Source organism: Candidatus Paceibacterota bacterium, assembly GCA_035452965.1.
Taxonomy (GTDB): Bacteria; Verrucomicrobiota; Verrucomicrobiia; order Limisphaerales; family UBA8199; genus UBA8199.
Genome location: DAOTCE010000001.1, coordinates 81,907 through 106,355 on the forward strand (window position 1 = coordinate 81,907; position 24,449 = coordinate 106,355).

Here is a 24,449-nt window from a genome sequence, read left to right on the forward strand (position 1 = left end):
AATTGCAGCAGGGGCTGACCGGCCCTAAACTCTGAACCTCACAATCCATGGGACTATTCGCCAAGTTCAAAGCCGGCTTGCAGAAGACGCACAGCAAGCTGGCGCACGAGATCAAACGCATTGTAACCCGGTCGCCCCGGCTGGACGCCGCGGCGCTCGAGGAACTGGAGGCCAGCCTAATCGCCGCCGACCTGGGACTCGCCATGACCGGCCAGATTGTAAGCGCGGTCAAACAGGCTTACGAAACGCAGGGCGCGGTGGGGCTGGATGTGTTCGCGGTGGCGCAGCGCGAGGTGGAACGGAGTTTCGCCGCGAACCGGGCTGAATTGTGCAAGGCGCCGCAGGGGTTGACGGTGGTTTCGATCGTCGGCGTCAATGGCACCGGCAAGACCACCACTGCGGCCAAGCTGGCCCGCCTGACGGAGTCGCGGGGGCAAAAGGCGTTGCTGGCGGCGTGCGACACGTTCCGCGCGGCGGCCATTGAGCAGATCAAACACTGGGGACAGCGGCTGAAGGTTGAGGTCATTGCGGGGGCCTACGGCGCGGACGCGGCGTCGGTGGCCCACGACGCTGTGTCGGCGGCACAGGCGCGCCATGCGGATTACCTGTTCGTGGATACCGCCGGCCGGCTGCATACCAAGCATAACCTGATGCAAGAGTTGCAGAAGCTGCACCGGGTAATGGGAAAGCTGCTCCCGGGCGCGCCGCACGAGGTGTTGCTGGTGCTGGATGCCACGACGGGCATGAACGCGTTGAACCAGGCGCGGGAATTCAACAAGGCGGTTCCGCTGTCGGGGTTGGTCGTTACCAAGCTAGACGGCACCAGCAAGGGGGGTATGGTGGTGGCCATCCAGAAGGAATTGGGGCTGCCTATAAAGTACGTGGGGCTGGGAGAACAGGCGGATGACCTGCAACCCTTCGACGCGAAGCAATTCGCCGGGGCGTTGTTCGCGGAATGAGCGAGAGGGCGTCAGGCTCTGGTCGGGATGCGGGCTTCATGCGTGTCGCCCTGCGCCTGGCCCGCCACGGCTTTGGCACGACTTCGCCCAATCCAATGGTGGGGGCCTTGCTGGTGAACGGAGGCGAGATCATCGGAAGGGGCTGGCATCGCCGCGCGGGCGACCCGCATGCGGAGGTTGAGGCGCTCCGCGATGCGCGGGAGCGGGGCAACAGCAGCAGGGGCGCGACGCTCTATGTGACACTGGAGCCGTGTTGCACCCACGGTCGCACGCCGCCTTGCACTGATGTAATCCGTTTGGTGGGGATTCGGCGAGTGGTGGCGGGCGCCACGGACCCGAATCCGCGGCATGCCGGCCGGGCGTTCAGGATGTTGCGCCGGGCAGGAATTGCAGTCACTCACGGTGTGCTGGCCGAAGAATGCGCGCGGCTCAATGAACCGTTTAATCACTGGGTCGTCCGACGCACGCCGTTCGTGACGGTCAAGGCGGCAATGACTCTCGACGGCAAGATCGCTACGGCCGCGGGTGAATCAAAATGGATTACGGGCGAGAAGGCGCGGACTTACGGGATGAAATTGCGGTGCGGGGCGGATGCAATTCTGGTTGGGGTGAACACCATTCTGGCAGATGATCCCAGCCTGACCGTAAGAATGGCCAGACCCGGCGTTCGGACGGCGGGCGCCGTTCGGGGGCTTCGTCGCATTGTGCTGGATTCGATGGCGCGGACGCCTGCCAAGGCCCGGATCGCGAGTGATAATCTGGCGGCCTTGACGACGATCGTGGTAGGCAAATCGGCCCCTCGGAAGCGGGTCGCGGCGCTCGCGGAGCGGGTGAACGTGCTGTGTGCGCCAACGGCGGAGCAAGGGATTGACTTGCGGTGGTTGTTGCGGCGGTTGGGCGCGGAGAATGTCACCAACTTGTTGGTCGAGGGAGGTGGAGAAGTGAACGCGTCGTTCCTGTTGCAAGGACTGGCGCAGCGGGTCGCATTCTTCTATGCGCCAATGATACTGGGGGGTCGTGATTCGCGTCGGGCAGTGGCTGGCGAAGGCGCCCGGACGCTGGGGGAGAGCTTGAGTTTGAGCGATTTGAAGTGGCGGGAGCTTGGCTCGGACTGGCTCCTGAGCGCTCGAGTTGTCTCCCGCTGATTAGGATTTCCGATTACGGGTTTCGGAACTAGTATTCGGACATGTTTACTGGAATTGTGGAAGAAACAGGCTCGGTCGAGCGGATCAAACCGGCGGCCAGGTCCATCGAGTTGACCGTGCGGACCAATCGCTGCGGGCGAGGGTTGAGCGTGGGCGCGAGCCTGGCGATCAATGGTTGCTGCCTGACGGTGGTGAAGATGGCTGCGCGCGGCAAGGACAAGCTGGCGCAGTTCGACCTGTTGCGGGAAACCTGGCAGCGGACGAACTTGCAGTTCGCCCAATCCGGCTCGCTGGTGAATCTGGAACGTCCATTGCGCTCCGACGGGAACCTGGGCGGGCATTTCGTGACGGGGCACATTGACGGCGTCGGTCGGATCACGCGCTGGGAACGGCAGGGGCAGGATCATGTGCTGGACATTGCCGCTGCGCCGGAGGTAATGCGCTACATCGTGTTCAAAGGCTCGGTGGCGGTGGACGGCATCAGCCTTACGGTGGCCGGCGTGCAGAAGCGGGGCTTTCGCATCTGGATCATTCCGCATACCTATGAGGTCACCGCGCTGCGCGAGCGCAAGGTAGGGGACGCGGTCAATTTGGAAGCCGATCTGCTCGGCAAGTACGTCGAGAAGTTCCTGGCCGCCCGCGCGCGCCGCTGAAGCGGATGGCAGGGCCCGCCTGCCCGGCCCCGGCGCAAGCCGGGGCGCCATCAATACAGCCAAAGCAGATACCACTTCCGCTTCTTGGGCGACCCATCCTTTACCGGCTGCGGCTTGCTGTCCCGCTTTGCCATCGTGGCAGGCGCAATCTCGCGGACGCGCGACACGGCCACGAAATGCTCCTCACCCTTGGCGTCTTTGTAGTGGTAAATTCCCTCCTTAACCTGGGGTTTGGAGGCGGTGATGATCTCTGAGCCGTTGGTCAGTTTCATCACGTAGTGCCGCGCGCAACCAGTCAACACCAGTTGGCCGGCGAGAATGAGCCACACACCTTTTTTCATGGTACTACCTCGGATTCACGGGCTGGGATCGAACCTCTTCCATCGCTGGTGCTGCGCCTAGTCCTCCGGCTTCTCCTCCGAGCTGGCCAGGAATTCCATGTCCCCGCGTTTGGCCACATCCCGCAAGTAGGCTTGAATCGAGCTGGAGGTGCCCAGATAAAGCGGATCAAAGAGCGCGAGCAGAACCGCAGGACGCTTGCTTCTTTGTTTGAGCCAGAGGTCAATCCACTTCTTGACTTCGGCCGGGAGCGTTTCGGCATGGTGCACCGACACGATGACCAGATCCGCCGCCGCGGCGTCCTTGGCAGCAATCGCCCGCAGTTGGGTCGTCCGCAGCTCTGTCAGCAACCACATTTCCTTGGTGACCGGACAATCCCGGCCAAGGCAACGAATCAGCGTCGTGCAAAAATCTTCCGCGCGGGCGCCGGTGGCCGAATCTTCATGCACCGCTGAGACAACGAAGCGCTTTGCTTTTTGCCAGAGCGGCCACACCCGCAGTCTTGAAATTGCTGTGTCCATGCAACAGGACCTTGCTTTCGCGGGCAATCCTCTGCTTGGAATAAGGGAGCGGTCAAGGGCAATCTGCTCTGCAAGAAGCATAGGCACCAAGCCCTGCCGTGCTTTGCTTTTTTTGGAAAAGGTGCCGGTTCCGAGGCTTCTTTTCTCACCATCTTTCCCGGCGTTGCACGCGCCGGAGCGGAAACCGCCATCAGGTGCCTTGGCGGCACCGCTTCGTCACCAATCAGTTCGCTGAGGGCCCGTTTGCCAACTGCGCCTGGTTAACCTCCAGGTAGTGGGCCATTGCTTCGATGCCGCTAATCTGGGCGCTAACCCGTTTCCGCCCGAACTGTTTGGTGATCTTGTAGTGAATCAGTTGCTTGCCCAGTCCCACTATCTCAATATCCGCAGCCCCCGTCTTCCAGACCTGCCCTTTGGCCAGGGATTGCCGTTTCTGACTTCTTAGCTTCATTACCCACTATAGACGCTGGTAAACCTGATTCTGTTCATTCTGGCTGCCGGTCCCGGGTATGGGGTGAACACCCCATAGCGCCTCAGGGGCCAACATGCGATGATAGGCTGGGATTTGGTTGTGGGAGTCTTCATTCTTAGGTTTGCGCAGCCTGTGGGGCTGCGCTTTTTTTTGCGCAGGGCTCAGCAGACGGAATGACTACTTTCCGGCAGCGGCGGGCGCCCGCTGGCGTCTGGCGAGTTGGCCCTTGAGGAAGGTGTCGGGCGGGGCCTGCTGCCATGCGGTAAACCAGAAGTCGCCGAGCAATTGGCCAGCCTTGAGCAGTTGGCCCTCGAGGAACGCTTTGCCTTCCAGCCCCTTGTCCCCTTCGCCGGATAGCTTGCCGTCCCTGTCCATTTGGTAGAGGGGCTCAACCTGTTTGTGCTGTTCCAGCAAGAAGAGCATCCCGACCTGGAAGATCTCCTCGGGATTGGCGGGGCGGCCGTTGATGGCAACGGGCTGAGCGGTGCGCAAGCGGCTCTTGAGGTCCTGGACGTTCACGCCGCCAGTCTTGCGGAAATAGCCGCCGTCAATCCAACTGTGGAACCGGTGGCTCGTGGTGTAGTGGTGAGGATTGTCTCCCACCCACCCGTGATGATGAATGGTGGTGTGGAGCGGTTGGGCCCCGTCGCCGATGAGGTGGCCCATGACCCCCATTACGTAAACGATGTTTGCCTGGGCGTTGGCGATCTCCTCCGGCGTACCGGCTTCTTCAAAGGCTTTGAGGTAGGAGAAGCCGGATTTCAACTTGCCCGCGGACTCCGCGATGCCCCACGGCAGCAGCCCGACGAGGCCGCGGGTGCGGTCCTGGTTGGAACTCGCATCAGGCTCGGGGAACTTCTCCGGATGGGCAGCGCGGTGAAGGGCGAGCTGGGCGATGAAGTCGTAGCGGAACACCGGGAGCATCTCCGGCTTAAGCCCGTAATCGGCCAGTTCTTCCACGTCTATGTAGTGGTCCGGGAAGCTGTAGTGCTTGAGGGGCAAGTCGGGGGTGTTGCGCCAGCGATCCATCTCACCTGCCAGGAAGGCGATCCGCTCGGCGGCGGCAGGCTCGTGCACGAAGGCCGGGAAGTTAGTCGGCAACGCGGCCAGCGCCAGTTGGTTGATGGCGCGGTGAGCTTCGTAATCCCACGCCTGGGCGAGCCGGCCCCCGGGTTGAAAGAGCGCAAGGAGAGTTAGCACCGCGGCGGCTAATCGTTTCATGGGCAGTATTTGGTTGCGGCCTCAGTGTAGGGCCGGGCGATGAAAAGGCAAATGGCTTTCGGGCCATCGGCTCCCGCCAGCCGTTTCTGCATAGTCTCCAGCAAATGACCACCCTCGCCACTCAGCGTCCGCTTCTTCCGGCCCACGATTTAGTTGCCAAATTGCGCCCGGCTGGCAACTCTAGCGCGGCGGCCACAACTCGCGCGCGCCATGAGGTTCGCGCCGGCCTGCCGACCGATAACACGAACGCATTCATGAAAGGCATACCAATTCTACACGTCGAAGGCGACTGCATCGCGCGCGCCTGGGAGAACTCCCTGGTTGAACTCCACCGGCACGGCTGCAACCTCAAGACCGAATACGACAAGCCCGAAGACCCTCCCAGCAAGGACGCCACGATGATCATTGTGATCACCGACCCGCTGGCCGAGCCGATGATCCACAAGGATTTCCCCGGCGGACCGGCGGAGCTGCAGGAATATGTCATGGAGGTTTGCGAAGGCATCAAGGACCACCTGGTCCGCAATCCCGAGGACCCGAAAGACACGCGCTGGGAATACACCTACCATCAGCGCCTGTTCAAATACCAGGTGCCCGCTCTTAAGCCGTTCGACCAGATTGAGATCCTTTGCCAGAAGCTGGCCAAAACGGCCCACACCCGCCGCGCGCAGGCCATCACCTGGAAGGTGTGGGAAGACAACGACTGCTACGATCCCGCGTGCATGCAGAGCATCTGGTGCCGGCTGCTTGAACAGCAAGGCCAGCACGTGCTGAGCATGAACGTCCGCTTCCGTTCCAACGACGCTTACAAAGCCGCGTTCATGAACATCTTCGCGCTGGTGCAGCTGCAGCGGCGCATTGCCCGGCGCATCGCCGAGCTGAGCGGTCAGCCGGTGCAGGTGGGCCGCTACTGTCACATGGTGGACAGCTACCACATCTACGGTTCGTACTTCAAAGAGTTCGAAGGCCGCTTCCTGGGAATGCTGCAGAAGCGTTCCTTCGAGCAGCGCACGCTGCGCTACGAGGATGTCCGCGAGATGATGGAGGAAGCACGGCCGGAAATCCTCGAGAAGGTCAAGACGATGTGAAGATAGCTTGTTAGTGCGGTTGGGCTACGGTGTGTATCCCATGGGGAGCGCTCCCCATGGGATACACACCGTAGCATCACCGTGTCGGCACCGTATCGCCCACCGAAAGATGCCGGGGTCCGCGGGGACTGGAGAAGTCCGGCGGGCAGGATCACTGTCCAAAATGTGGACAGTGCGCGAGTTGGAAGCTGGGAGGGCCCAAATCGTACTGGCCCGGGAGCCGTGATTGCCTGGCTTTGCCTCTGTTTCGGCCATCCAGGGCTGTGCGGGGGAAGATCGCCGTTCGCACTTCCCGGGAAGCCGCTCCGGCCGCCTGGCCCTATTGGCCGACCTCGACGTAAGGAAGGTTGAGCAGCGAAGCAATGCGGCGGGTAACGGGCAGCAGGTGGCCGACCCCCAAGGCGCAGTGATGAGTCGGTCCTTCCATGCACCAGCGGTTGACGAAGTTCGTCATGCCGCTCTTGAACTTGATACGGCTATTGGTGTTGCCGATTTGCAGCATGGCTCCGGGAACACTCTCGCCTTCGGCAGCCAGCAGTTTGAGCCGGCCATCGGCGGTCTGCGTTAGGGCCAGCAGCGTCACCGGTCCCAGTCTGACATGCGCCTCGACGCTGACGCCGTAGCCGCGCTTGCCATGGTAGAGGCCAAGCCCGCGCAGGATGGGCTTGCCTTCGGCGATGCCGAGGTGAAAGGGGCCGTCGTGGCCCATGAGCAGGAAATCCTCGTCGAAGTCCATCGCGTAGAACTCCGTGTAACTGCCGCCGCACCCCAGGAGATCGAGAATCTTCATGGCCTGGCAGTTCTTCAGGTCGCCCTCGCCGCTGGCGGGAATGCCGCGCGCGGTCAGCAGCGAGCAGCCGAGGATCAGCCCTGCGCCCAGCCGCTCATATTCGTTGCCGTCCAGGCCGCGATAGTAGTAAGCCAGACCGTGCAGGTCCAAATCCGCCACCAGCCGGTCAAGTCCAACAGCCACCCGGCAAGCCCACTCCATCTGCTCCCGTTTGGGCGCGCGGGCCAGTGGATCGGACGGGCTGTCCTGACTGAGCTCGAAAATGGAAAGTGTCTCCGCCCGTTTCGTGGCGACGGCCCGTTCGCCGGCTTTAGGCAGCCGCTTGGCCAGATCGCACATTTCCAGCACTTCGATGTGCGTGCCGAGCTGGGCCGTGTGTTGGGTGAAGTCACTGTACATGTCCAGCATGCCGGGATACGTGTGGCCGAGGAATCCGATCCGGCTCCGCTTGAGCCGGCTCACCACCGAGGCGGCGCGGACCCAATCCTGAATTTCCTGCCAGGCGCGTTGGGCGTCGGGATGGTTGGGCGGCGCTTCCTTGAACCGGCCGCCCGTTACCCCCAGCACACCGGTTACGACGTGGAAATCAATCCGGCCGCGCGCAAAGGCACAGGCAATTTCCGGCACGCAGCAGGCGCAGCAATTCGCCAGCCATTCGCCGGTATCGGTCTTTGGATAATCCAGCGCGCTGGCCGGCTGCAGGTTGAGGATCAGCACCGGGGCACTGGTCTTTTGCACGGCGGGCAGCACCTGGCTGCTCGTGGCATAGGTGGCGACGTAGCAGATGACCAGCTCCACTCCTTCACGCGCGAAGAGATCCCCGGCCGCCGCCGCGGCTGGCGCCGAGTCCACCAGCCCGGCGTCCACGACGTCACAAAACTGGTCCAGCCGGCTGCTGACAACCTGTTGGTAGCGCTCCAGGCGGCGCTTCAGGCCTTTGAACTGCGGCCAGTAAGCGGCCAAACCTATTCCGAACAAACCGACTTTTCCTCGCTGGTTCATAAGAAATTTGCAGCACTATTCCACCTGGGGCGGGAGATGCCAAGCGTGAAAGCGCCAGGAGGAAACGGGCTTGGGCGTGCCTGGGCTGTTTGGCCTTGCCAGGAATTGGTCCGCTCTGGCATGTTCCGACATGCCAGCGACCAAAGAACCCGAACTTCTCGACGCCCAGTTCTACAAGCCGGCGGACGCCTTCTTTCCAGCCTACAGCAACCTCGGACTGACCTATGACGACGTAACGCTGGCGACGCGCTTTTCGGAGATACTGCCCCGGGACACGCAACTGGACATTACGCTGGCGGAGGGATTGCGGCTGAGTATTCCGGTCATCTCGGCGGACATGGATACGGTGACCGAATCGCGCATGGCTATCGCCATGGCGCTCAACGGCGGGCTGGGGCTGATCCATTACAACATGCCTGAGCGGCAGCAGCTTTCCGAGGTCAGCCGCGTGAAGAACCACGTGCATGGTCTCATCCAGGAGCCGATCAAAGCGGCGCCAGAGCAGTTGATTGGAGAGGTCCTGGAACTGATCGCGAAGAAGCGATTCGCGTTCAGCACGTTTCCCGTGGTGGACAGCCATGGCCGGCTGGTTGGGCTGCTGCCCGGCCCGGTGGTGAAGCAGCGTTATGCCCAGCGGAAGGTCGCGGAGTTGCTGACGCCGCGCAGCCAGGTGCACACGCTGAGCAAAAAGGACCTCGGGCGGGATCCCATCGCCAAGGCCGACAAGTTCTTCACCGACCGCCCGGGCATCCACAAGCTGCTGGTGGTGGACGATCAGGACCGGCTGCAAGGGCTGTTCACGCTCAGCGACGTGGAACGCATTTCGCAAGAGCAGAACGCGCAGTTCAAACCGGCGCGCGACGCGCACTTCCGCCTGATCTGCGGCGCGGCGGTCTCGGCCACGCGGAATGCCTTTGGGGACCTGGACCGCGAGCGCATTCTGAAGCACGTCGGGGAGCTGGTCGAGCGGGGGCTGGATGCGGTGGCGGTTTCCACCGCGCACGGCCACAGCCGGGGCGTGGGGGATGCCGTGCGGATGCTGCGCGATGCCTTTCCGAAGCTGCCCATCATCGCGGGCAACGTCACCAGCGCCGCGGGGGCGGATTTTCTCGCCAGCGCCGGCGCGAGCGCGATTAAAGTCGGCCAGGGCCCTGGCTCGATCTGCACCACGCGAGTAGTGGCGGGTGTGGGCATTCCGCAATTGACGGCACTATATCTCTCTTCGCGGCCCGTGCAGAAGAGGCGGGTGACGATTCTGGCCGACGGCGGCATCACCAAATCGGGCGACATTGTGAAGGCGCTCACGCTGGCCCATGCGGTCATCTGCGGCGGGATTCTGGCGGGTTGCCGGGAAGCGCCGGGCGAGGTGATGGAGATCAGCGGCAAGCTCTACAAGCAGTACCGCGGGATGGGCAGTTGGGCGGCGATGAAGCAAGGGGCGGCGGCGCGCTATGGCCACACAACCGACCCCACGCGCAAGGTCGCTCCGGAAGGGATCGAAGCACTCAAGGAAGTGAGCGGATCGGTGGACCGGGTCCTCGCTCAGCTGATCGGTGGCATTCAATCCGGGATGGGGTACTTGGGCGCGACCAACCTTGCTCAACTGCGGGAGAAAGCCCGGTTCATCCGCGTCAGCCCCGCTGGCCAGCGCGAGGCGGCGCCGCATGACGTGGTGGAGTTGAAGACGGGAAGCTGAGACGGACGGAGCATCGCAGAACGCGATTCTGCCGAGCCCACGCACCATCGTTCTGATACTCAATTACCCCGTCCACCCCCAATCGCCCGCGCTCTCAGAACCTGATCGCTTCGTTCATTTGTCCGCATTGAGAGCAACGGGAGCGGTCCACGTCCGGGTCATCAGTGTAGATATAGCCGCAGCGGTGGCAGCGGAAGATGCGGTCATCGCTGGCGGTCGGCTCGAAGCGCCTCCGGCGCAGTTCAGAATAAACGCCGGCACCAACCAAGCCCGCCAGGAGAACGACCACGTAAGCAAATATTAGACTCGGGATGGACATGATTACTCCTAAGCAAACCAGCGTTGTCATGGACTGAGACCCGGGGAGTTGGTCCGTGGCGGCGGCACAGTGTGCCAGAGGAAGATCATCCGGCCCCAGCTCAGTTGCGCTGTCGGGTGAGGGGTTGGGGCGCCCGGGCTGCGACTGAGTGGTTCAAAGCGCGCGGCGCCGGCCAGATGCAAGGCGTGGGTGTCGGCGTCGCGGGACCCGCTGCCCGAAAGGAGAGTAACCGAATGCGGGAGACCGTCGGCATCCACGATCAGTTGCACCACGCTGTTGGTCAAGATCTCCCGGCTGGCCCACGAGCGTAGATTGAGCGGCGCGATCAACTCGCGCCGGGCCAGGGCGCCCTCCAACCGCACCATGGATTGACCGGCAGAAAGCAGCGGAGAGGGCACGCCGGGCAGGGTAGGTTGCGGCTCGGGCCTGGCCAGCGAGAGCAGTGGAAGGAAATCGTTGGTCGGAACAAAGCGGTTGATGGCCGCGCCAAGCTGGTCGGCGGCAAAGAGAGGAGGTTTAGTTGTTTCGGGCCACGCGAACGAGTGAAGTTGAGGTTGAGGCGCTTTCAGTCGTGCCGTGGCAGGAATTTCCTGCGGGTGCGGCAGGACGAACAACGTGGGGTCACGCAGCGTCAGCAATTCCGAGGATGCATTCTCGCCGAGCCTGAGGGTGAGCCCATTGGCGGCGGGGAGGGGGCGGAGGGGTGACGTCTGGCCCAGCCAGAAGATCAGGGCGAGCTGGACGCCGAATATCAGTGCCACCAGTGACCACCAGCGACCGCGCGACCAGGGCCGCAATTGGACCGGCGCCGAGGTCATGGCGTGGGACGGCGCGTAGGCGAGGCGTAAGGGCGTGGCAGCGTGGCGAGCAGGGCTTCGGAAATGCCCGCTTCCCACCCCAGCAGCGCGAGGCGCAGGCACGTCTCGTAGCTGACTGCCTTATCGGCTTGCACGACCAGCGTCAGCGGTTCCGCCGCCTTTTTCGCCGCGGCCTGCAGCTTGCGTCGCAACGCTGCTTCCTCGATCCACTGGTTCTCGTAATAGAGCCGCCCATCGGCATCAATGGCGACCGAGACCGAAGGCTTGTCGGTGCCCGGCAAGCCATCGGCGCGGGGAAGCTGCAGTTCCAGGCGCGCGCCCGGCGTATAGACCAGCGCCCCCAGCATCATGAAAATCACCAGCAGAAAGAAAACCGCCGCAAACGGGGCGATGTCCCACTGGCCCCGGAGAATGGTCGCGTGGCGGGGGAACTTCATGGTTGCGGCGCCGGTTGGGCGCTCTCGGTGACAATGTGGACGATCTCGGTGGCCGCGCGCTCCATGTCCAGCACGATGGAGTTGATGCGGTTAACGAGGTAGTTGTAGGCCGCGTGGGTGGGGATGGCCACCGCCAGGCCGGCCGCCGCGCAGATGAGGGCCTGCCATACGCCGGTGGAAAGCTGGCCGAGATGCGCATGCAGGCCCGCTTGCTCCATCCGGCCAAAGGTCTGGATAAAGCCCAGCACAGTGCCCAGCAGGCCCAGCAGCGGCGACAGTTGGGCAATCGTCGCCAGCAGGCTCAGCTTCTCCTCCAGCCGCGGCACTTCCACCGCGCCGGCCTCCTCCAAGGCTTCCTGCACATGTTCCCGGCCCTCGTCCCGGTTCAGGATGGCGGCCTTGACCAGCCGCGCAACCGGGCCGGGGGTGGCGTCGCATATGGACAGCGCCTCGACGACATTATTGCGCTTGAGGACGGTGCGGACGCCATTGAGGAACTCGGTTGAATTAATCTGTGCGCGGTGAAAGTGCAGGAATCGCTCGATAAAAACCGCCACAGCCACTGCGCTGACGAACAGCAGCAGCCACAGCACGGGGCCGCCGTGGGACAACAATACCGGCAACGTTAGCATGGCTTCCTTTATACGGTCCCGGAACAGAGGTTCAAAGGCCAAAGTTTGCGGCGCCGTTTCGCCTTGCTTCCAGCGGGTGACGGGCGAATCTTCTGCCCATGGCACAACCTGACCAGCTTCACGAACTGTTCCGCATGCAGCGCGCGTTGAACGAGCGCATCGGCGTTCGCACGGAGGGTATGAGCACCGAGGAAAAGACCCGATGGCTGCTGAACTATTGCCGGGCGATGTCGCAGGAGATCGCGGAGCTGACCGACAGCGTGCCCTGGAAATGGTGGGCCAAGTATCAGAAGTTCGACGAGCAGAACGCCCGGGTCGAGGTGGTGGACCTGTTTCATTTTCTCATCAGTCTGGCGCAGGTGCTAGGCATGAGCGCGGAGGATGTGTTCCAGGCCTACGTCCGCAAGAACGCGGTAAACTTCCAGCGGCAGGACAGCGGCTACACCGTCAAGGACGAGCATGACTCGAAGCACATCTGAAACGCGTTCGGAGGCAGCCCGGATGACCGCCCGCGAATCCCTTCTCCCGGCCGGCAACCCGGGGCGGGTCCCGCCGCGCTGGCGCAAAGAAGTCGAGCGGATTCTAATCACGGACGACCAGATCGCGCGGCGCATCCGGGCGATGGCGCGCGATATTGCGCGTGATTACGCCGGGCGCGAGATGGTGATCGTCTCGCTGCTCAACGGCACGGTGATGTTCCTGGCGGACCTGATCCGCAACCTCTCGCTGCCGTTGCGGCTGGATTTCATCGGCGTGTCCAGCTATGGCGCGGGCACGGAATCGGGCGAACTGGTCTTCACCAAGGAGCTGCGCCTGAGCGTCCGCGGGCGCGATGTGCTGCTGGTGGATGACATCCTCGACACGGGCAAAACGCTCTATCGAGTGCTCGGCAAGCTGCGCGCGCTCAAGCCGCGCCGGATGAGGACCTGCGTGCTGTTGAACAAAGCCGCCCGCCGCGTGGAGGCGATCGAGGCGGACTATGTGGGCTTCGAGATACCGGACTTCTTCGTGGTGGGCTATGGCCTGGACTTCGCGGAACGCTACCGCAATCTGCCCTTCGTTGGGGTGCTGCATCCGCACGTTTACACGAAGGGATGCCGGCAGAACACGCGTCGGCGCCCCGCTCAGGCCGGAGCGCGGCGCAAGGGTTGACTTGCCGCGCCGGTGTCGGACTGTGTCCTGATATGCGCGTGACGGTTTGCTTCTACTCCTATTTCAAGGACCTGGCCGGCTGTGCGGCTGCGTCGGAGGAACTGCCCGAGGGAAGCACGCTCGACGGCTTGTATGAACGGCTGGCGCAACGGTATCCCCGGCTGGCGGCGATGCGGAAGGCGGCCTTGATGGCAGTGGGGGTGGAATACCAGGACCGGGGCTACGTGTTAAGGGAGGGCGATGAGGTGTCATTCTTCCCGCCGGTGCAAGGAGGGTAGCCTTTGCGCGGTGCCAGCCGCCATCGGTCATCGGTGAGTTATCTGCCGATCTTTCAAAACGGGTCGGCTTTCCTTGAATAACGGCCCACCCAGCAAGCAAGACGCCATCTTATGAACAAGCAACTGATCATCACGACCGAACCAATAGACGAGTCTTCCCTGCTGGCGCGGCGAACGATGTCCAGCGGCATGGGCGCGGTGGTTTATTTTGTCGGGGTAGTGCGCGATACGGAGGGGGAGGCGAACATCATCGCTCTGGAGTACGAAGCCTTCCAGCGCATGGCGGAGCATCAGATGAATTTGCTGTTTGAGGAGATGGCCCGGCGGTGGCCGGTTGAATCGGTGCGCCTGATCCATCGCGTTGGCCAGGTGCAGGTGAACGAGCCTTCGCTGTGGGTCGAAGTGGTCGCCCGGCATCGCGGCGAAGCCTTCGCCGCCTGCCAATGGCTCATTGACGAGCTGAAGCGCGTCGTGCCGATCTGGAAGAAGCCGGTGGGGAATGAACTTTGATGGCTTGGAGGCTGGTGGGCGCTGAGGGACTCGAACCCCCGACCTACTCGGTGTAAACGAGACGCGCTAACCACTGCGCCAAGCGCCCATAGCCGGCCGGAAGACTATGGAACATCAGACCCCGGGGGGCAAAGCGAAAAGGGCGATGGGCCACGCCGGCTTGCGCCGGCAAGGAAGCTGCACCATGTTTGGTTAATGACAAAGGTGGGCATCGCGCCTGGGCGCTTTCGGCTTTGCTTCGGCCTGTTACTGGTGCTCGTACGCGTGCAGGCAGCGGATCTGTATGTCTCGACACGAGGCAGTGATTCCGACCCCGGAACGCAGGCGCGGCCATTCCGAACGATTACTTACGCTTACTCCAAGGCTGCTGCCGGCACCACCATTCACGTGCTGCCCGGGGTATATCACGACTATACGGTCCGCTGGGGCATTCGCCTCGGTAGCGATGGCAAGGCCTCTCACCCCATCGTGCTCAAATCCACGGTTCGGGGAGCTGCGGTAATTGATGGGCGGAACGCTTCGGATCGCAACCGTGGGTTCCATATAGACGGGAATCACCATGTGGTGGACGGATTTGAGATCCGGAACTGCCCCAACGGCGGTATCTCGATCTGGTCCGACGGCAACCTTGTTATCAACAACGACATCCATCACAACGGCAACCCGGCCAGTTCCAGCACGAATGGCAAGGACGGCCTCTATTCCAACGAGGGCACGCGGGACAATCACTATGTGGCCAACTCGATTCACGACAACGGCCGGCCCGGGAGCAATCTGGATCACGGGCTGTATTTGTGCGGGCAGAATGAAAGGGTGATCAATAACGTCCTGTTCCGGAATGCCGCCACAGGGCTGCAGATTGCCGGCTACAAGACGGTCAGCAACATGAAGGTGTACAACAACGTGATGGCCTGTAACGGGACCAGCGGCATAGTGCTGTGGATGGCGCTGGACGGTGTGGAGATCAAGAACAACATCCTCTACCGGAACGGCAACTATGGGTTGAACTCCTACGACGCGCATGGCAAAGGGGTCGTGGTGGACCACAACCTCTGTTTCGAGAATGGGGGTGGGGACTACAATTTTACGGCTGGGAATTCGGACTACGCCTATACTTTGGGCAGGACGATTTCAGCCGACCCGCGTTTCGTCAATGGCGTTGCGGCGGGGTTCGACCCGCATCTGGGCACCGGATCACCCGCCCTGAGGGCTGGGCTGAATCTAGGCGCGGCGTTTGCCACGGACAAGGATGGTGCGGCGCGGCCAGCGACCGGGCCGTGGGATTTGGGCGCTTATGTCTCTGGCGGCGGCGCCACGCCACCGGCCAGTTCAGGCATTCAACAGTAATTTTCCCAAGCCTCCTCCGTCCTTCCGCGTTCATGGTGTTTCAATCAAGTTGCGCATGCAGTGTTTTGCCGGAACTCCATGAGCGGCGCAGAGCTTCAGGAAGGGCTGTATAATCGCCTGCTCCGCCACTTCGGGCGGCATCCGCCAGGCCCCGCCACGGAAAACAAGGCGTGCCGGAGCGGCCATTCGCTCAAAAACAAGGAGCCACCGGCGCATGCGTGGGCAAATCTTGCGCCTTCTGGGTTGGACAATCTTGGCTGCCGAATACACCACATGCCGGACGCCTTGATCCCGTGCAAAACGCACCAGTTGATCAAGGTCTTCGATGCTTTGCGCCTCGACCAAGCCGAAATCTGCCAACGAGCAGCCGCTCGCAACTGGTGAGCGCGGGAAGAGGGGGTCAATACGAAGCACCACGGGAATGCCGGCCGCTCGCAATCGCTGGACTCCTGCAAGGCGCTGCTCAACCGGCGGCGCCTGCCGATCGTAGGCTGAAGCTGCCTCCTGACGCCAGAACGCCAAGCTCACCTCCAAGCAGAATGCAGGAGCAGCCGCCGACCGAAATTGCGGCTTGGACGATTGCCCCGGCGGCAGTTCCAGCAGCGCTTTGAATAGGTCGAGATAGCCGACAGTTGTAGGCCACAAGGGGTCTTTGGTCAGAATCGTGACGGTGCTGAAGCGGTGCCGGAACTTCAGTATCTGTTCCAAAGCGAAGCGTGTGTGGGCATGACGCCTTTCGAGCTGCTGAAAGGGGTCTGTGCTATTGGACAGGTGAACTGGCGCCGGCGGAACGTTAAAGCGCTCCAAGTCCTCAAGGTCCTTCAACAGCAGGCGTTCGAAATTGGCCTTGGGGGCCGGGTCCTGAACTGAGTAGCCCGCTGCGTAACAGTAGACGCAGTCATGGCCGCAGCCGGAAAACACGTTCACACAGTAACGATGTCCACTGGGGAAGGTCCGTTGGCACGCAAAAGGGCAATACCACTTTATGATCCGAGGCCGGGTCGGTCCGAGGAGGGCCTTTGCCGAATTGTGTGGCAAAAAGTACCGGATGAGCGCTGTTCGATCAGCCGAGGTAATCTTCTCAAAGACCGGCCTGAACTTGGGATCAATCCGTTCCAGCGGAATGGAGTCCGTTGTTGCTGTGGGATCAGGGTAGGAGGGGGTATTCATGCCAATATAAAGGGCTCCCATGTTATTTGAGGAAGGTATTTGGCCTCCCCAATAAGCGAAGACGGCTTCATTTCGTTACCTTATCACAGCTATCCCTCGGCGGGTTGCTATCCGGCAGCGCCCGCTTCTGTTCCACTGGACACAATGACTTTCGCTGCCGCGCTGCCCGAGGTCAAGCTCGTGCCGAGAGCCTGGGGTAACTGCCCCGGCGGAGTACCAGGCGAGCTTTTGCCGATCGTGCATATGAGCATTCGCGGGAGGAGGAAGCGCTTTGTCGCAACTCTGCTTGCGTCACATTTGCCGCCTGTCCTAGGCGCCGATGCCTGCTTGTGCGCCAACCAAGGAAATCTCCAGTCAATTTTGGGAAGCCTCCAGTCGCGGTGGCAACACGCCTGCTTGATGATGAAGACATGAGCAACACAGTGACTCGCACCGGGCTATATGCCCTTTGTCTTAACTTAGTTCTGGCTTTTGCGCGCGCGCAGGCGGCCGATTTATATGTCTCCACCCAAGGCAGCGATTCCAGTCCTGGAACAGCGGCCCAGCCGTTTCGCACGATTACCCATGCCTACAGCCGGGCCGCGGCTGGCACGGTTATCCATGTGCTGCCCGGGGTTTACACCGACTATCGAAGCGGCTGGGGAATTCACCTGGGCAAGAGCGGCACGGCCTCCAGCCCGATCGTGCTCCGGTCGACCGTCCGGGGGGGGGCGATTATTGATGGCGGCAACGCCGCGGACCGCAACCAGGGTTTGTATATCAGCGGCAGCTACAACACCGTGGAGGGCTTTGAAATCCGGAACGGCCCCCACGGCGGCATTGCGATCTACGGCAACAACAACCGCATTATCAACAACGAGATTCACCACAACGGCAACCCCGCCAGTTCCAGCGGCAACGGCCAGGATGGCGTCTATTCCAATGAGGGCACCAGCGGCAATTTCTACGGCGCCAACTCCATCCACGACAACGGCCGGACGGGGAGCAATCTGGATCACGGGCTGTATCTGTGCGGGCGCAACGAGACGGTGATCAACAATCTGCTCTACCGCAACGCGGCCACCGGCTTGCAGGTCGCGGGCTACGCCACGGTGAGCGGCATGAAGGTCTACAACAACGTCGTGGCCTGGAACGGGACCACCGGGATCATTCTCTGGCTGTCGTTGAACGGGGTGGATATCAAGAACAACATCATCTACCGGAACGGCAATTACGGGGTCGGCTCCTACGATGCCCATGGCAGCGGGGTGGTGGTGGACCACAATCTGTGCTTCAACAACGGCGGGGGGAACTACAATTTCACGGCGGGAGGGTCGGACTACGGCTACACGCTGGGGGCGTCCATCTCGGCGGACCCGCTGTTTGTCAACGGGACCTCGGCTAATTTCAATCCGCGCCTCGGGAGCGGATCACCTGCGATCGGGGCCGGGGTGAATCTCTCCTCGACCTTTACCACCGACATCAACGGCGCGGCCCGGCCTGGCAGTGGGGCCTGGGACCTGGGCGCTTATGTCAGCACCGCCGCCAATACCGCGCCAAGCATCTCCAGCATGGTCAATCGAACGATCAGCGCGGGCGGTTCGACCGGGCCGCTGGCGTTTACGGTGGGCGATGCCCAGACGTCGGCTGGCAGTTTAACGGTTTCGGGCAGTTCATCCCAGACCGCCCTGGTGCCTAACGCCAACATCGTGTTCGGGGGCAGCGGTTCAAGCCGGACCGTTACGATCACCCCGGCCAGTGGGCAGACGGGCACCGCCACGATCACGCTAAGAGTGAGTGATGGCTTTCTGAGCAGCACCACCAGTTTCGTCGTGACGGTGAACCCGCTGGCCGCGCCAGTCGTGGCCTTGACCTCGCCGGTGAACGGGGCCACCTACGATGCGCCCGCGACCATCAACCTGGCGGCCAACGTAACCGCGAATGGCCATACGATCACCAAGGTTCAGTTCTACGAGGGTACCACCCTTCTCACTGAAGATACCGCCAGTCCTTATGCCTTTAGTCACAATATTGGAAGCGCCCGCTCCTGCGCTCTGAGGGCGACGGCTGTGTATGGTTCTGGCAGCACTGTCTCGTCGGCTTCCGTCACCGTCACAGTCAAGAACCCGCCGATTGCCTCTGGTCTGACCTTTGACTCGACTTCAGGCGCGATTACTGCGCCGTTCTCCATTGTTAATAACACAATCGTCCAACCGGCCTATACGAGTCTCAGCGCCGGCGGGCAGGCGGTCTACGCCTTCAATGTGCCTGCAGCGGGCGATTACGTGGTGTCGGCCCTGGTCAATGCGCCGAGCACGGATTACAACTCGCTGTTCGTCAATATTGACGCGCAGCCCACTGACCCGCAGATGATCTGGGACGTTCCGGTGACGTCAGGACTGGTCAGCCAAACGGTTTCCTGGCGAGGCAACGGTGCTGTTAGCTCAACCGCTCCGAGCGGAGTGGCCGCCCAGGAGGCGCCCAAAGTCTTCCGCCTGTCGGCGGGGACTCACCAACTGGTCATCCGGGGCAGGGAAGGCAATTGCCAAGTGGGAACGATTACTATCGAGCCTTATGGGCAGAACACGCCGCCGACCATTTCCAGCATCGCAAATCAGGACCTCACGGCGGGCAACTCGAGCGGGCCACTGGCCTTTACGGTGGACGATGCTGAAGTTGCCGCGACCAGTCTGGAGGTCTCAGCCTCATCCTCCAATCCGAGCCTCGTGCCCACTGCAAATATTGTCCTCGGTGGCAGCGGAGCCAGTCGGACTGTGACCGTGACGCCGGCCAGCGGACAGACGGGCACCGCGACGATCGCGCTGACGGTCAGCGATGGCAGCTTGAGCAGCAGCACCGGTTTCACTCTGACGGTAGTAAATCCGCCAGTGGCTTCGGGCCTGACCTTTGAAGCAACGTCCGGGGCAATTAGCAGGCCATTCGAGGCGGTCGACGGCGCCATCGCTCAACCCGCCTACACCAGCCTGGCGGCCGGCGGCCAGGCGGTCTATACGTTCAATGTCAACGCCGCGGGCTACTACGTCGTGTCGGCCCTGATCAACGCGCCCAGCACGGACAACAACTCGTTGTTCGTCAACATTGACACCCAGCCCACCGACCCGCTGATGGTTTGGGATATCCCGGTCACGTCGGGTTTTGAAAGCCAGATGGTCTCCTGGCGGGGCAATGGAACAGTGAGTTCGAGTGCGCCGAGTGGGCTGACGGCCCAGTACGCGCCAAAGGTCTTTAGTCTTACGGCCGGCACACACCAACTGATCATCCGGGGCAGGGAAGGCAATTGCCAACTGGGAACGATCACAGTCGCGCCGACCACCTTGTCGGCGAACTGAAGGGCGAACGTTATTGGCGGCGTCGGGAGGGCAAGTTGCCCCCCGACGTTGCCAATGAGCCCAAAAGGCAGCGCACCTGAACGGGATACCCGCGCCACCGACGGCTCGCGGGGAGGGGATCGCTGGCGGTCCTGGGGAATCCAAGATATGGGCATGCCTGCGAAAAATCAAGACAGCACTTGCCCCGCCCCTTCGGCGTTCGGCCCGGTTCATTTCGCCGGGTGCCCCGAATCAGGCCAAGGAAATTCCTGATCGCGGCTGCGGAGTTCCCAGTATGGGCGGCAGGCAGGCTGCTTCATATTAAAGCCGTGAGCAGCACAGTTTTTGCCGGGGAACGCTTGGCATGGGGGCTGAGCCTGATTTTAGTGTTGGCGCGCGCGCAGGCGGCCGATTTATATGTCTCCACCCAAGGCAGCGATTCCAGTCCTGGAACAGCGGCCCAGCCGTTTCGCACGATTACCCATGCCTACAGCCGGGCCGCGGCTGGCACGGTTATCCATGTGCTGCCCGGGGTTTACACCGACTATCGAAGCGGCTGGGGAATTCACCTGGGCAAGAGCGGCACGGCCTCCAGCCCGATCGTGCTCCGGTCGACCGTCCGGGGGGGGGCGATTATTGATGGCGGCAACGCCGCGGACCGCAACCAGGGTTTGTATATCAGCGGCAGCTACAACACCGTGGAGGGCTTTGAAATCCGGAACGGCCCCCACGGCGGCATTGCGATCTACGGCAACAACAACCGCATTATCAACAACGAGATTCACCACAACGGCAACCCCGCCAGTTCCAGCGGCAACGGCCAGGATGGCGTCTATTCCAATGAGGGCACCAGCGGCAATTTCTACGGCGCCAACTCCATCCACGACAACGGCCGGACGGGGAGCAATCTGGATCACGGGCTGTATCTGTGCGGGCGCAACGAGACGGTGATCAACAATCTGCTCTACCGCAACGCGGCCACCGGCTTGCAGGTCGCGGGCTACGCCACGGTGAGCGGCATGAAGGTCTACAACAACGTCGTGGCCTGGAACGGGACCACCGGGATCATTCTCTGGCTGTCGTTGAACGGGGTGGATATCAAGAACAACATCATCTACCGGAACGGCAATTACGGGGTCGGCTCCTACGATGCCCATGGCAGCGGGGTGGTGGTGGACCACAATCTGTGCTTCAACAACGGCGGGGGGAACTACAATTTCACGGCGGGAGGGTCGGACTACGGCTACACGCTGGGGGCGTCCATCTCGGCGGACCCGCTGTTTGTCAACGGGACCTCGGCTAATTTCAATCCGCGCCTCGGGAGCGGATCACCTGCGATCGGGGCCGGGGTGAATCTCTCCTCGACCTTTACCACCGACATCAACGGCGCGGCCCGGCCTGGCAGTGGGGCCTGGGACCTGGGCGCTTATGTCAGCACCGCCGCCAATACCGCGCCGACTATTTCCGCCATTAGCAGCTGCGTGGTTGGGGCGGGCACTTGCACCCCGGCGATCCCTTTTACCATCGGCGACGCCGAAACGCCCGCGTCCAATCTTGCCCTGTCCGCGAGTTCGGACAACGCGGCGTTGGTGACCGCAGCAGACATCGTGCTTGGCGGCAGCAATAGCAACCGTACCGTAACGGTCACGCCCAAGCCCGGGCAGACCGGCTCTGCCAATATCACCGTTACTGTCAGTGACGGAACGGCCATCGGGCAGAGCGTCTTTCGGATGAGCGTTCAACTTCTGCCCACAGCTCCCCCTGGCCTCCACATCGTGTCGGTGAAACCTTAGTCCGGACTACCCCCGGCAGCATTCCGTAGATTCTCTCGCCGCCAGCGCCCAAGCAGGCGCAGGCAGGTGCCCCGTTGCTTTCACGTAGTAGTACCTTCCGGAACGCAGCCCCGCAGTCGCATTGCGGCCATCACTTGAGCGCTTTCAAATTGCGGTGGCGGAACCGGCTAATTCAGAATGTCAAACGTGCCGATATAGGGTGTACACCCCATAGACGCTCATGCCACATGCAACTAGCTTATTGCAGGTTGTAGCGCGCTGAATGATGCCGGTGTAACGGGATCGTTAGGGGACCGAATGTTGGACCGGCGAGGGGATGCGCAGAATGGTTAGATCGAAAATTCGAGTCGAGATGATTTCCTCACCAATTGCGGAGCTTTGCCCGCGTTTCCCGGAGCCGGCCTGGTTCTGTATCCGTTCTCAGTTGAAGCGCGAGCACATTGCCGCGGCCCACTTGCGTCTGCTTCCGGAAGTGGATGTGTTCAATCCACGCCTGCGGTTGCTGCGTTCGACCCGGCGCGGCAGTGTTTGGAGTTCAGAGTCCTTGTTTCCGAACTATTTGTTCGCCCGCTTCGCATTGGACTCGAAGCTGGAAAAGGTCCGCTACACGCCTTCCGTCAAGACGGTGGTGCAATTCGGGGCTGAGGTGCCCTCCATTCCGGACGCGGTCATCCAGCAATTGCAGTGTGACCTGGGTGAAATGAGATCCAAAGTTCTGGTGGAGGCCCCGGAGGAAGGCGAGGAGGTTGAGGTCGGGGAGGGCGCTTTCAAGGGTCTGAACGGGCGAGTCACACACGTGCTGCCAGCAAAGCGGCGGGTGCAAGTTCTGCTTGATTTCATGGGCCGTTCCGTTGCGGCTGAAGTGAGCCTGGGCGCGCTGTTGTTTCGGCGCAGGAACGCCGCGAACCTGGTGCTGCAGGAGAGCGAGACGATCTCGCGATTGGGAGCCCATCTTTCGTTTCAGATTTGCTCACCAGAGCTTCTGAGGCCAAGCGAACAGAACTCGAGCCCCCAAGCCTGTGCGGCCTAGCGTCGGCCTCGGTGTAGGCTGGCTCCAGATTCAAGAACTGTCATGCTTCGCGCATCCTTCGGTCCCAGGCTGCTGGCCCTCGGGGTAGTCTGTACCTGCATCCGGTTGGAAGCGGGCGACTTCTTTGTCGCGCCTGGCGGGAGCCCGTTCGGTCCTGGCACCGTCTCGCAGCCTTACGACCTGGTCACTGCGCTCTCCGGGTTGGCGGGTGGACCGGGCGACACTTTTTGGCTGCGGGGCGGGGATTACATGTTAGGACACCTGAATACCACGGTGCACGGCGACCCTGGAAACCCGATCACATTCCGCTCCGCGCCGGGAGAGGCTGCGCGAATTGACGGCTCGCTGAGCATCTTTAACAGCATCGGGCATGTGGTTTTTCGTGATTTTGAGTTGTACCGCTCGGACACCAACCGGGTTAGCGCCCAAACGGGCGTGGGATTCAACGTCACCGATATCAGCATTATCCCGGGGATCGCCTGCTATGCGCCCAACCTCAGTTTCATCAACCTCGTGGTGCGGGACCAAACGAGGCACGCCATCTACACTGACCACCTGGCAACGAACATCCTCGTGTATGGGTGCATCCTGTTCAACAACGGCTGGAGATCTCCGGACAATGCCGAGGGGCATGGCATCTACGCGCAAGGCTCGGTTGGGACCAGGACGATGACTGAAAATATCGTCTTCAACAACTCCGGCTGCAATCTGCATGTTTACGAGAACTCCCCAAACCACAGGCTGGTGGGGGTTACTTTGGACGGCAACGTCGCCTTCAACGCCGGCGCTATTCAGGATGTGCGGGATTACCGGGACTGGATCGTGGGGGTGGATTTCCCGGCGGAATACGCCGACGAGATCATCCTGACGAATAACATGAGTTATCGGTTGCCAGACCTTTCGACCCAGAGTGAAGCGCAGATCGGCCGCGATGCAACGAATGGAACTTTGGTGCTGGCGGACAATTACCTGCCGCTGGGATTGCTGGTAAACAACTGGAGCAACGCCACCGTTACGGGCAATCTGTTAGCGCCCCGGTTAATGGCGAGCTATGTCGTAAGCCTGTTACAGGCGGTGTCTCCCCTCAGTGTTTCGTGGGATAACAACACCTACGTGTCTCCCCCTGCGGGAAATCAGACCTTGCTGAACCTCACGCCTTACAGTTTCTCCGAGTGGCAGACGGCGACCGGTTTTGATTTGGATACCACGTTTGTGATTGGCGACCTGGAAGGCACCAGGATCTTCGTGAGCTCTAACCAATATGAGGCAGGTCGGGCCAACATCATTATCTATAATTGGGACAACCTCGACCAAGTGGCGGTGGATGTCAGTTCAGTGCTGCCGGTGGGCTGGGGCTTCGAGGTGCGCAACGCGCAGAACTGGCACGCCGCTCCCGCGCTGGTCGGGGTTTATTCCGGCCAACCACTCCAGTTGCCTATGACAAACCTCACCGTGGCTGTCCCGAATGGGCAGATGGTTACCCCGCCACCCACCGGACCGACATTCAATGTGTTCGTGCTTCTGCCACGCCCAGGCAAGCTTGAGGTCCGACCCGTGGGGGGGGGCATTCAGGTCTCCTGGCCCGCCGGCCTTGGCGGTAATTCACTCCAAGCTAGCGACAATTTGATCGGTGGGCCGGGTTGGTCGAGCGTCACCAACGTCCCGGTAGTCGCAGGGAATCAGTGCATGATTACGGAGCCGGCGGGGTCAGGGCCAAGGTTTTACCGTCTGCAACCAGGTCAGTAGCGCTTAGCGGAGATTCACGAATT

The 24,449-nt window shown here is 61.7% G+C and carries 24 protein-coding genes and 1 tRNA gene; 14 read left to right on the forward strand and 11 right to left on the reverse strand.

Features of this window, described 5'->3' with window-relative positions; all coding sequences use genetic code 11:
- Nucleotides 1–47: 47 nt before the first annotated feature.
- The 3 genes from ftsY to P5205_00285 are packed head-to-tail and all read left to right on the forward strand — an operon-like array spanning nucleotide 48 to nucleotide 2,757.
- Nucleotides 48–959 (forward strand): signal recognition particle-docking protein FtsY, encoded by a 912-nt coding sequence (gene ftsY / locus P5205_00275; protein ID HSA08787.1) that lies wholly within the window; start codon nucleotides 48–50, stop codon nucleotides 957–959.
- The gene (gene ribD / locus P5205_00280; protein HSA08788.1) at nucleotides 956–2,104 is read left to right on the forward strand and encodes a bifunctional diaminohydroxyphosphoribosylaminopyrimidine deaminase/5-amino-6-(5-phosphoribosylamino)uracil reductase RibD; all 1,149 of its coding nucleotides are present in this window, start codon (nucleotides 956–958) and stop codon (nucleotides 2,102–2,104) included. The genes ftsY and ribD overlap by 4 nt, the downstream gene beginning before the upstream one ends.
- A gap of 41 nt (nucleotides 2,105–2,145) precedes the next feature.
- Nucleotides 2,146–2,757, forward strand: a complete 612-nt coding sequence (locus tag P5205_00285) for a riboflavin synthase (protein HSA08789.1) — start codon at nucleotides 2,146–2,148, stop codon at nucleotides 2,755–2,757.
- A gap of 50 nt (nucleotides 2,758–2,807) precedes the next feature.
- Here P5205_00285 and P5205_00290 read toward each other — a convergent pair whose 3' ends face one another.
- The 4 genes from P5205_00290 to P5205_00305 all read right to left on the reverse strand — a co-directional run bounded on the left by P5205_00290 (nucleotide 2,808) and on the right by P5205_00305 (nucleotide 5,310).
- Nucleotides 2,808–3,098: a YgdI/YgdR family lipoprotein gene (locus P5205_00290; GenBank protein ID HSA08790.1), complete on the reverse strand. Its 291-nt coding sequence runs from the start codon at nucleotides 3,096–3,098 to the stop codon at nucleotides 2,808–2,810.
- A 57-nt stretch (nucleotides 3,099–3,155) separates the two neighbouring features.
- Entirely contained in the window at nucleotides 3,156–3,617 is a 462-nt protein-coding gene (locus tag P5205_00295; protein HSA08791.1) for a hypothetical protein, read from the reverse strand.
- Between the two features lie 223 nt (nucleotides 3,618–3,840).
- Entirely contained in the window at nucleotides 3,841–4,068 is a 228-nt protein-coding gene (locus P5205_00300) for a hypothetical protein (protein HSA08792.1), read from the reverse strand.
- Nucleotides 4,069–4,266: 198 nt separating this feature from the next.
- Nucleotides 4,267–5,310 (reverse strand): hypothetical protein, encoded by a 1,044-nt coding sequence (locus P5205_00305; GenBank protein ID HSA08793.1) that lies wholly within the window; start codon nucleotides 5,308–5,310, stop codon nucleotides 4,267–4,269.
- Between the two features lie 254 nt (nucleotides 5,311–5,564).
- On the opposite strand from P5205_00305, the gene P5205_00310 reads away from it, so the two are divergent.
- Nucleotides 5,565–6,398, forward strand: coding sequence for a thymidylate synthase (locus P5205_00310; protein HSA08794.1), 834 nt, complete (start codon nucleotides 5,565–5,567; stop codon nucleotides 6,396–6,398).
- Nucleotides 6,399–6,717: 319 nt separating this feature from the next.
- Here P5205_00310 and P5205_00315 read toward each other — a convergent pair whose 3' ends face one another.
- The gene (locus P5205_00315; protein ID HSA08795.1) at nucleotides 6,718–8,190 is read right to left on the reverse strand and encodes an L-fucose/L-arabinose isomerase family protein; all 1,473 of its coding nucleotides are present in this window, start codon (nucleotides 8,188–8,190) and stop codon (nucleotides 6,718–6,720) included.
- A 130-nt stretch (nucleotides 8,191–8,320) separates the two neighbouring features.
- Between P5205_00315 and P5205_00320 the strand changes: the two genes are divergently transcribed.
- Nucleotides 8,321–9,886, forward strand: coding sequence for an IMP dehydrogenase (locus P5205_00320; protein ID HSA08796.1), 1,566 nt, complete (start codon nucleotides 8,321–8,323; stop codon nucleotides 9,884–9,886).
- A gap of 94 nt (nucleotides 9,887–9,980) precedes the next feature.
- On the opposite strand, the gene P5205_00325 is transcribed toward P5205_00320, so the two are convergent.
- Genes P5205_00325 through P5205_00340 form a run of 4 tightly spaced genes read right to left on the reverse strand, consistent with a single transcriptional unit; the run spans nucleotide 9,981 to nucleotide 12,134 of the window.
- A complete protein-coding gene (locus P5205_00325; protein HSA08797.1) occupies nucleotides 9,981–10,235 on the reverse strand; it encodes a hypothetical protein in 255 nt (84 codons plus the stop codon).
- Nucleotides 10,232–11,023, reverse strand: coding sequence for an energy transducer TonB (locus tag P5205_00330; protein ID HSA08798.1), 792 nt, complete (start codon nucleotides 11,021–11,023; stop codon nucleotides 10,232–10,234). Before P5205_00330 ends, P5205_00325 begins: the two co-directional genes overlap by 4 nt.
- The gene (locus P5205_00335) at nucleotides 11,020–11,460 is read right to left on the reverse strand and encodes a biopolymer transporter ExbD (protein HSA08799.1); all 441 of its coding nucleotides are present in this window, start codon (nucleotides 11,458–11,460) and stop codon (nucleotides 11,020–11,022) included. The genes P5205_00330 and P5205_00335 overlap by 4 nt, the downstream gene beginning before the upstream one ends.
- Nucleotides 11,457–12,134, reverse strand: a complete 678-nt coding sequence (locus P5205_00340; GenBank protein HSA08800.1) for a MotA/TolQ/ExbB proton channel family protein — start codon at nucleotides 12,132–12,134, stop codon at nucleotides 11,457–11,459. The genes P5205_00335 and P5205_00340 overlap by 4 nt, the downstream gene beginning before the upstream one ends.
- Before the next feature lie 56 nt (nucleotides 12,135–12,190).
- On the opposite strand from P5205_00340, the gene P5205_00345 reads away from it, so the two are divergent.
- The 4 genes from P5205_00345 to P5205_00360 all read left to right on the forward strand — a co-directional run bounded on the left by P5205_00345 (nucleotide 12,191) and on the right by P5205_00360 (nucleotide 14,032).
- The gene (locus P5205_00345; GenBank protein ID HSA08801.1) at nucleotides 12,191–12,571 is read left to right on the forward strand and encodes a dUTPase; all 381 of its coding nucleotides are present in this window, start codon (nucleotides 12,191–12,193) and stop codon (nucleotides 12,569–12,571) included.
- A complete protein-coding gene (gene hpt / locus P5205_00350; protein ID HSA08802.1) occupies nucleotides 12,552–13,244 on the forward strand; it encodes a hypoxanthine phosphoribosyltransferase in 693 nt (230 codons plus the stop codon). The genes P5205_00345 and hpt overlap by 20 nt, the downstream gene beginning before the upstream one ends.
- Nucleotides 13,245–13,276: 32 nt before the next feature.
- Nucleotides 13,277–13,522 (forward strand): MoaD/ThiS family protein, encoded by a 246-nt coding sequence (locus tag P5205_00355; protein ID HSA08803.1) that lies wholly within the window; start codon nucleotides 13,277–13,279, stop codon nucleotides 13,520–13,522.
- A 111-nt stretch (nucleotides 13,523–13,633) separates the two neighbouring features.
- Nucleotides 13,634–14,032, forward strand: a complete 399-nt coding sequence (locus P5205_00360) for a molybdenum cofactor biosynthesis protein MoaE (GenBank protein HSA08804.1) — start codon at nucleotides 13,634–13,636, stop codon at nucleotides 14,030–14,032.
- 12 nt (nucleotides 14,033–14,044) lie between these two features.
- Here the strand turns inward: P5205_00360 and P5205_00365 are convergent.
- Nucleotides 14,045–14,120, reverse strand: a tRNA-Val gene (locus P5205_00365).
- A 107-nt stretch (nucleotides 14,121–14,227) separates the two neighbouring features.
- Here P5205_00365 and P5205_00370 point away from each other — a divergent pair.
- Nucleotides 14,228–15,379 carry a right-handed parallel beta-helix repeat-containing protein gene (locus tag P5205_00370; protein HSA08805.1) on the forward strand — a complete coding sequence of 384 codons (1,152 nt, stop codon included), beginning with the start codon at nucleotides 14,228–14,230 and terminating at the stop codon, nucleotides 15,377–15,379.
- 30 nt (nucleotides 15,380–15,409) lie between these two features.
- Here the strand turns inward: P5205_00370 and P5205_00375 are convergent, their stop codons facing one another.
- The gene (locus P5205_00375) at nucleotides 15,410–16,306 is read right to left on the reverse strand and encodes a hypothetical protein (protein HSA08806.1); all 897 of its coding nucleotides are present in this window, start codon (nucleotides 16,304–16,306) and stop codon (nucleotides 15,410–15,412) included.
- A 653-nt stretch (nucleotides 16,307–16,959) separates the two neighbouring features.
- Between P5205_00375 and P5205_00380 the strand changes: the two genes are divergently transcribed.
- From P5205_00380 to P5205_00395, 4 genes are all read left to right on the forward strand, one after another.
- Nucleotides 16,960–19,878: a right-handed parallel beta-helix repeat-containing protein gene (locus tag P5205_00380; GenBank protein ID HSA08807.1), complete on the forward strand. Its 2,919-nt coding sequence runs from the start codon at nucleotides 16,960–16,962 to the stop codon at nucleotides 19,876–19,878.
- A 308-nt stretch (nucleotides 19,879–20,186) separates the two neighbouring features.
- A complete protein-coding gene (locus tag P5205_00385) occupies nucleotides 20,187–21,650 on the forward strand; it encodes a right-handed parallel beta-helix repeat-containing protein (GenBank protein HSA08808.1) in 1,464 nt (487 codons plus the stop codon).
- A gap of 352 nt (nucleotides 21,651–22,002) precedes the next feature.
- Nucleotides 22,003–22,680 (forward strand): transcription termination/antitermination NusG family protein, encoded by a 678-nt coding sequence (locus tag P5205_00390; protein ID HSA08809.1) that lies wholly within the window; start codon nucleotides 22,003–22,005, stop codon nucleotides 22,678–22,680.
- A gap of 42 nt (nucleotides 22,681–22,722) precedes the next feature.
- Entirely contained in the window at nucleotides 22,723–24,426 is a 1,704-nt protein-coding gene (locus tag P5205_00395) for a hypothetical protein (protein ID HSA08810.1), read from the forward strand.
- The last annotated feature ends 23 nt before the right edge of the window (nucleotides 24,427–24,449 follow it).

What these genes read in the sequence shown, in the direction of transcription:
- P5205_00290 (HSA08790.1), bottom strand. Translation starts at nt 3,098, where the DNA reads ATGAAAAAAGGTGTGTGGCTCATTCTCGCCGGCCAACTGGTGTTGACT.
- P5205_00355 (HSA08803.1), top strand. Translation starts at nt 13,277, where the DNA reads ATGCGCGTGACGGTTTGCTTCTACTCCTATTTCAAGGACCTGGCCGGC.
- P5205_00315 (HSA08795.1), bottom strand. Translation starts at nt 8,190, where the DNA reads ATGAACCAGCGAGGAAAAGTCGGTTTGTTCGGAATAGGTTTGGCCGCT.
- P5205_00390 (HSA08809.1), top strand. Translation starts at nt 22,003, where the DNA reads ATGATTTCCTCACCAATTGCGGAGCTTTGCCCGCGTTTCCCGGAGCCG.
- P5205_00370 (HSA08805.1), top strand. Translation starts at nt 14,228, where the DNA reads ATGACAAAGGTGGGCATCGCGCCTGGGCGCTTTCGGCTTTGCTTCGGC.
- P5205_00395 (HSA08810.1), top strand. Translation starts at nt 22,723, where the DNA reads ATGCTTCGCGCATCCTTCGGTCCCAGGCTGCTGGCCCTCGGGGTAGTC.
- ribD (HSA08788.1), top strand. Translation starts at nt 956, where the DNA reads ATGAGCGAGAGGGCGTCAGGCTCTGGTCGGGATGCGGGCTTCATGCGT.
- ftsY (HSA08787.1), top strand. Translation starts at nt 48, where the DNA reads ATGGGACTATTCGCCAAGTTCAAAGCCGGCTTGCAGAAGACGCACAGC.
- P5205_00305 (HSA08793.1), bottom strand. Translation starts at nt 5,310, where the DNA reads ATGAAACGATTAGCCGCCGCGGTGCTAACTCTCCTTGCGCTCTTTCAA.
- P5205_00335 (HSA08799.1), bottom strand. Translation starts at nt 11,460, where the DNA reads ATGAAGTTCCCCCGCCACGCGACCATTCTCCGGGGCCAGTGGGACATC.
- P5205_00380 (HSA08807.1), top strand. Translation starts at nt 16,960, where the DNA reads ATGAGCAACACAGTGACTCGCACCGGGCTATATGCCCTTTGTCTTAAC.
- P5205_00310 (HSA08794.1), top strand. Translation starts at nt 5,565, where the DNA reads ATGAAAGGCATACCAATTCTACACGTCGAAGGCGACTGCATCGCGCGC.
- P5205_00345 (HSA08801.1), top strand. Translation starts at nt 12,191, where the DNA reads ATGGCACAACCTGACCAGCTTCACGAACTGTTCCGCATGCAGCGCGCG.
- P5205_00320 (HSA08796.1), top strand. Translation starts at nt 8,321, where the DNA reads ATGCCAGCGACCAAAGAACCCGAACTTCTCGACGCCCAGTTCTACAAG.
- hpt (HSA08802.1), top strand. Translation starts at nt 12,552, where the DNA reads ATGACTCGAAGCACATCTGAAACGCGTTCGGAGGCAGCCCGGATGACC.
- P5205_00330 (HSA08798.1), bottom strand. Translation starts at nt 11,023, where the DNA reads ATGACCTCGGCGCCGGTCCAATTGCGGCCCTGGTCGCGCGGTCGCTGG.
- P5205_00295 (HSA08791.1), bottom strand. Translation starts at nt 3,617, where the DNA reads ATGGACACAGCAATTTCAAGACTGCGGGTGTGGCCGCTCTGGCAAAAA.
- P5205_00285 (HSA08789.1), top strand. Translation starts at nt 2,146, where the DNA reads ATGTTTACTGGAATTGTGGAAGAAACAGGCTCGGTCGAGCGGATCAAA.
- P5205_00360 (HSA08804.1), top strand. Translation starts at nt 13,634, where the DNA reads ATGAACAAGCAACTGATCATCACGACCGAACCAATAGACGAGTCTTCC.
- P5205_00325 (HSA08797.1), bottom strand. Translation starts at nt 10,235, where the DNA reads ATGACAACGCTGGTTTGCTTAGGAGTAATCATGTCCATCCCGAGTCTA.
- P5205_00300 (HSA08792.1), bottom strand. Translation starts at nt 4,068, where the DNA reads ATGAAGCTAAGAAGTCAGAAACGGCAATCCCTGGCCAAAGGGCAGGTC.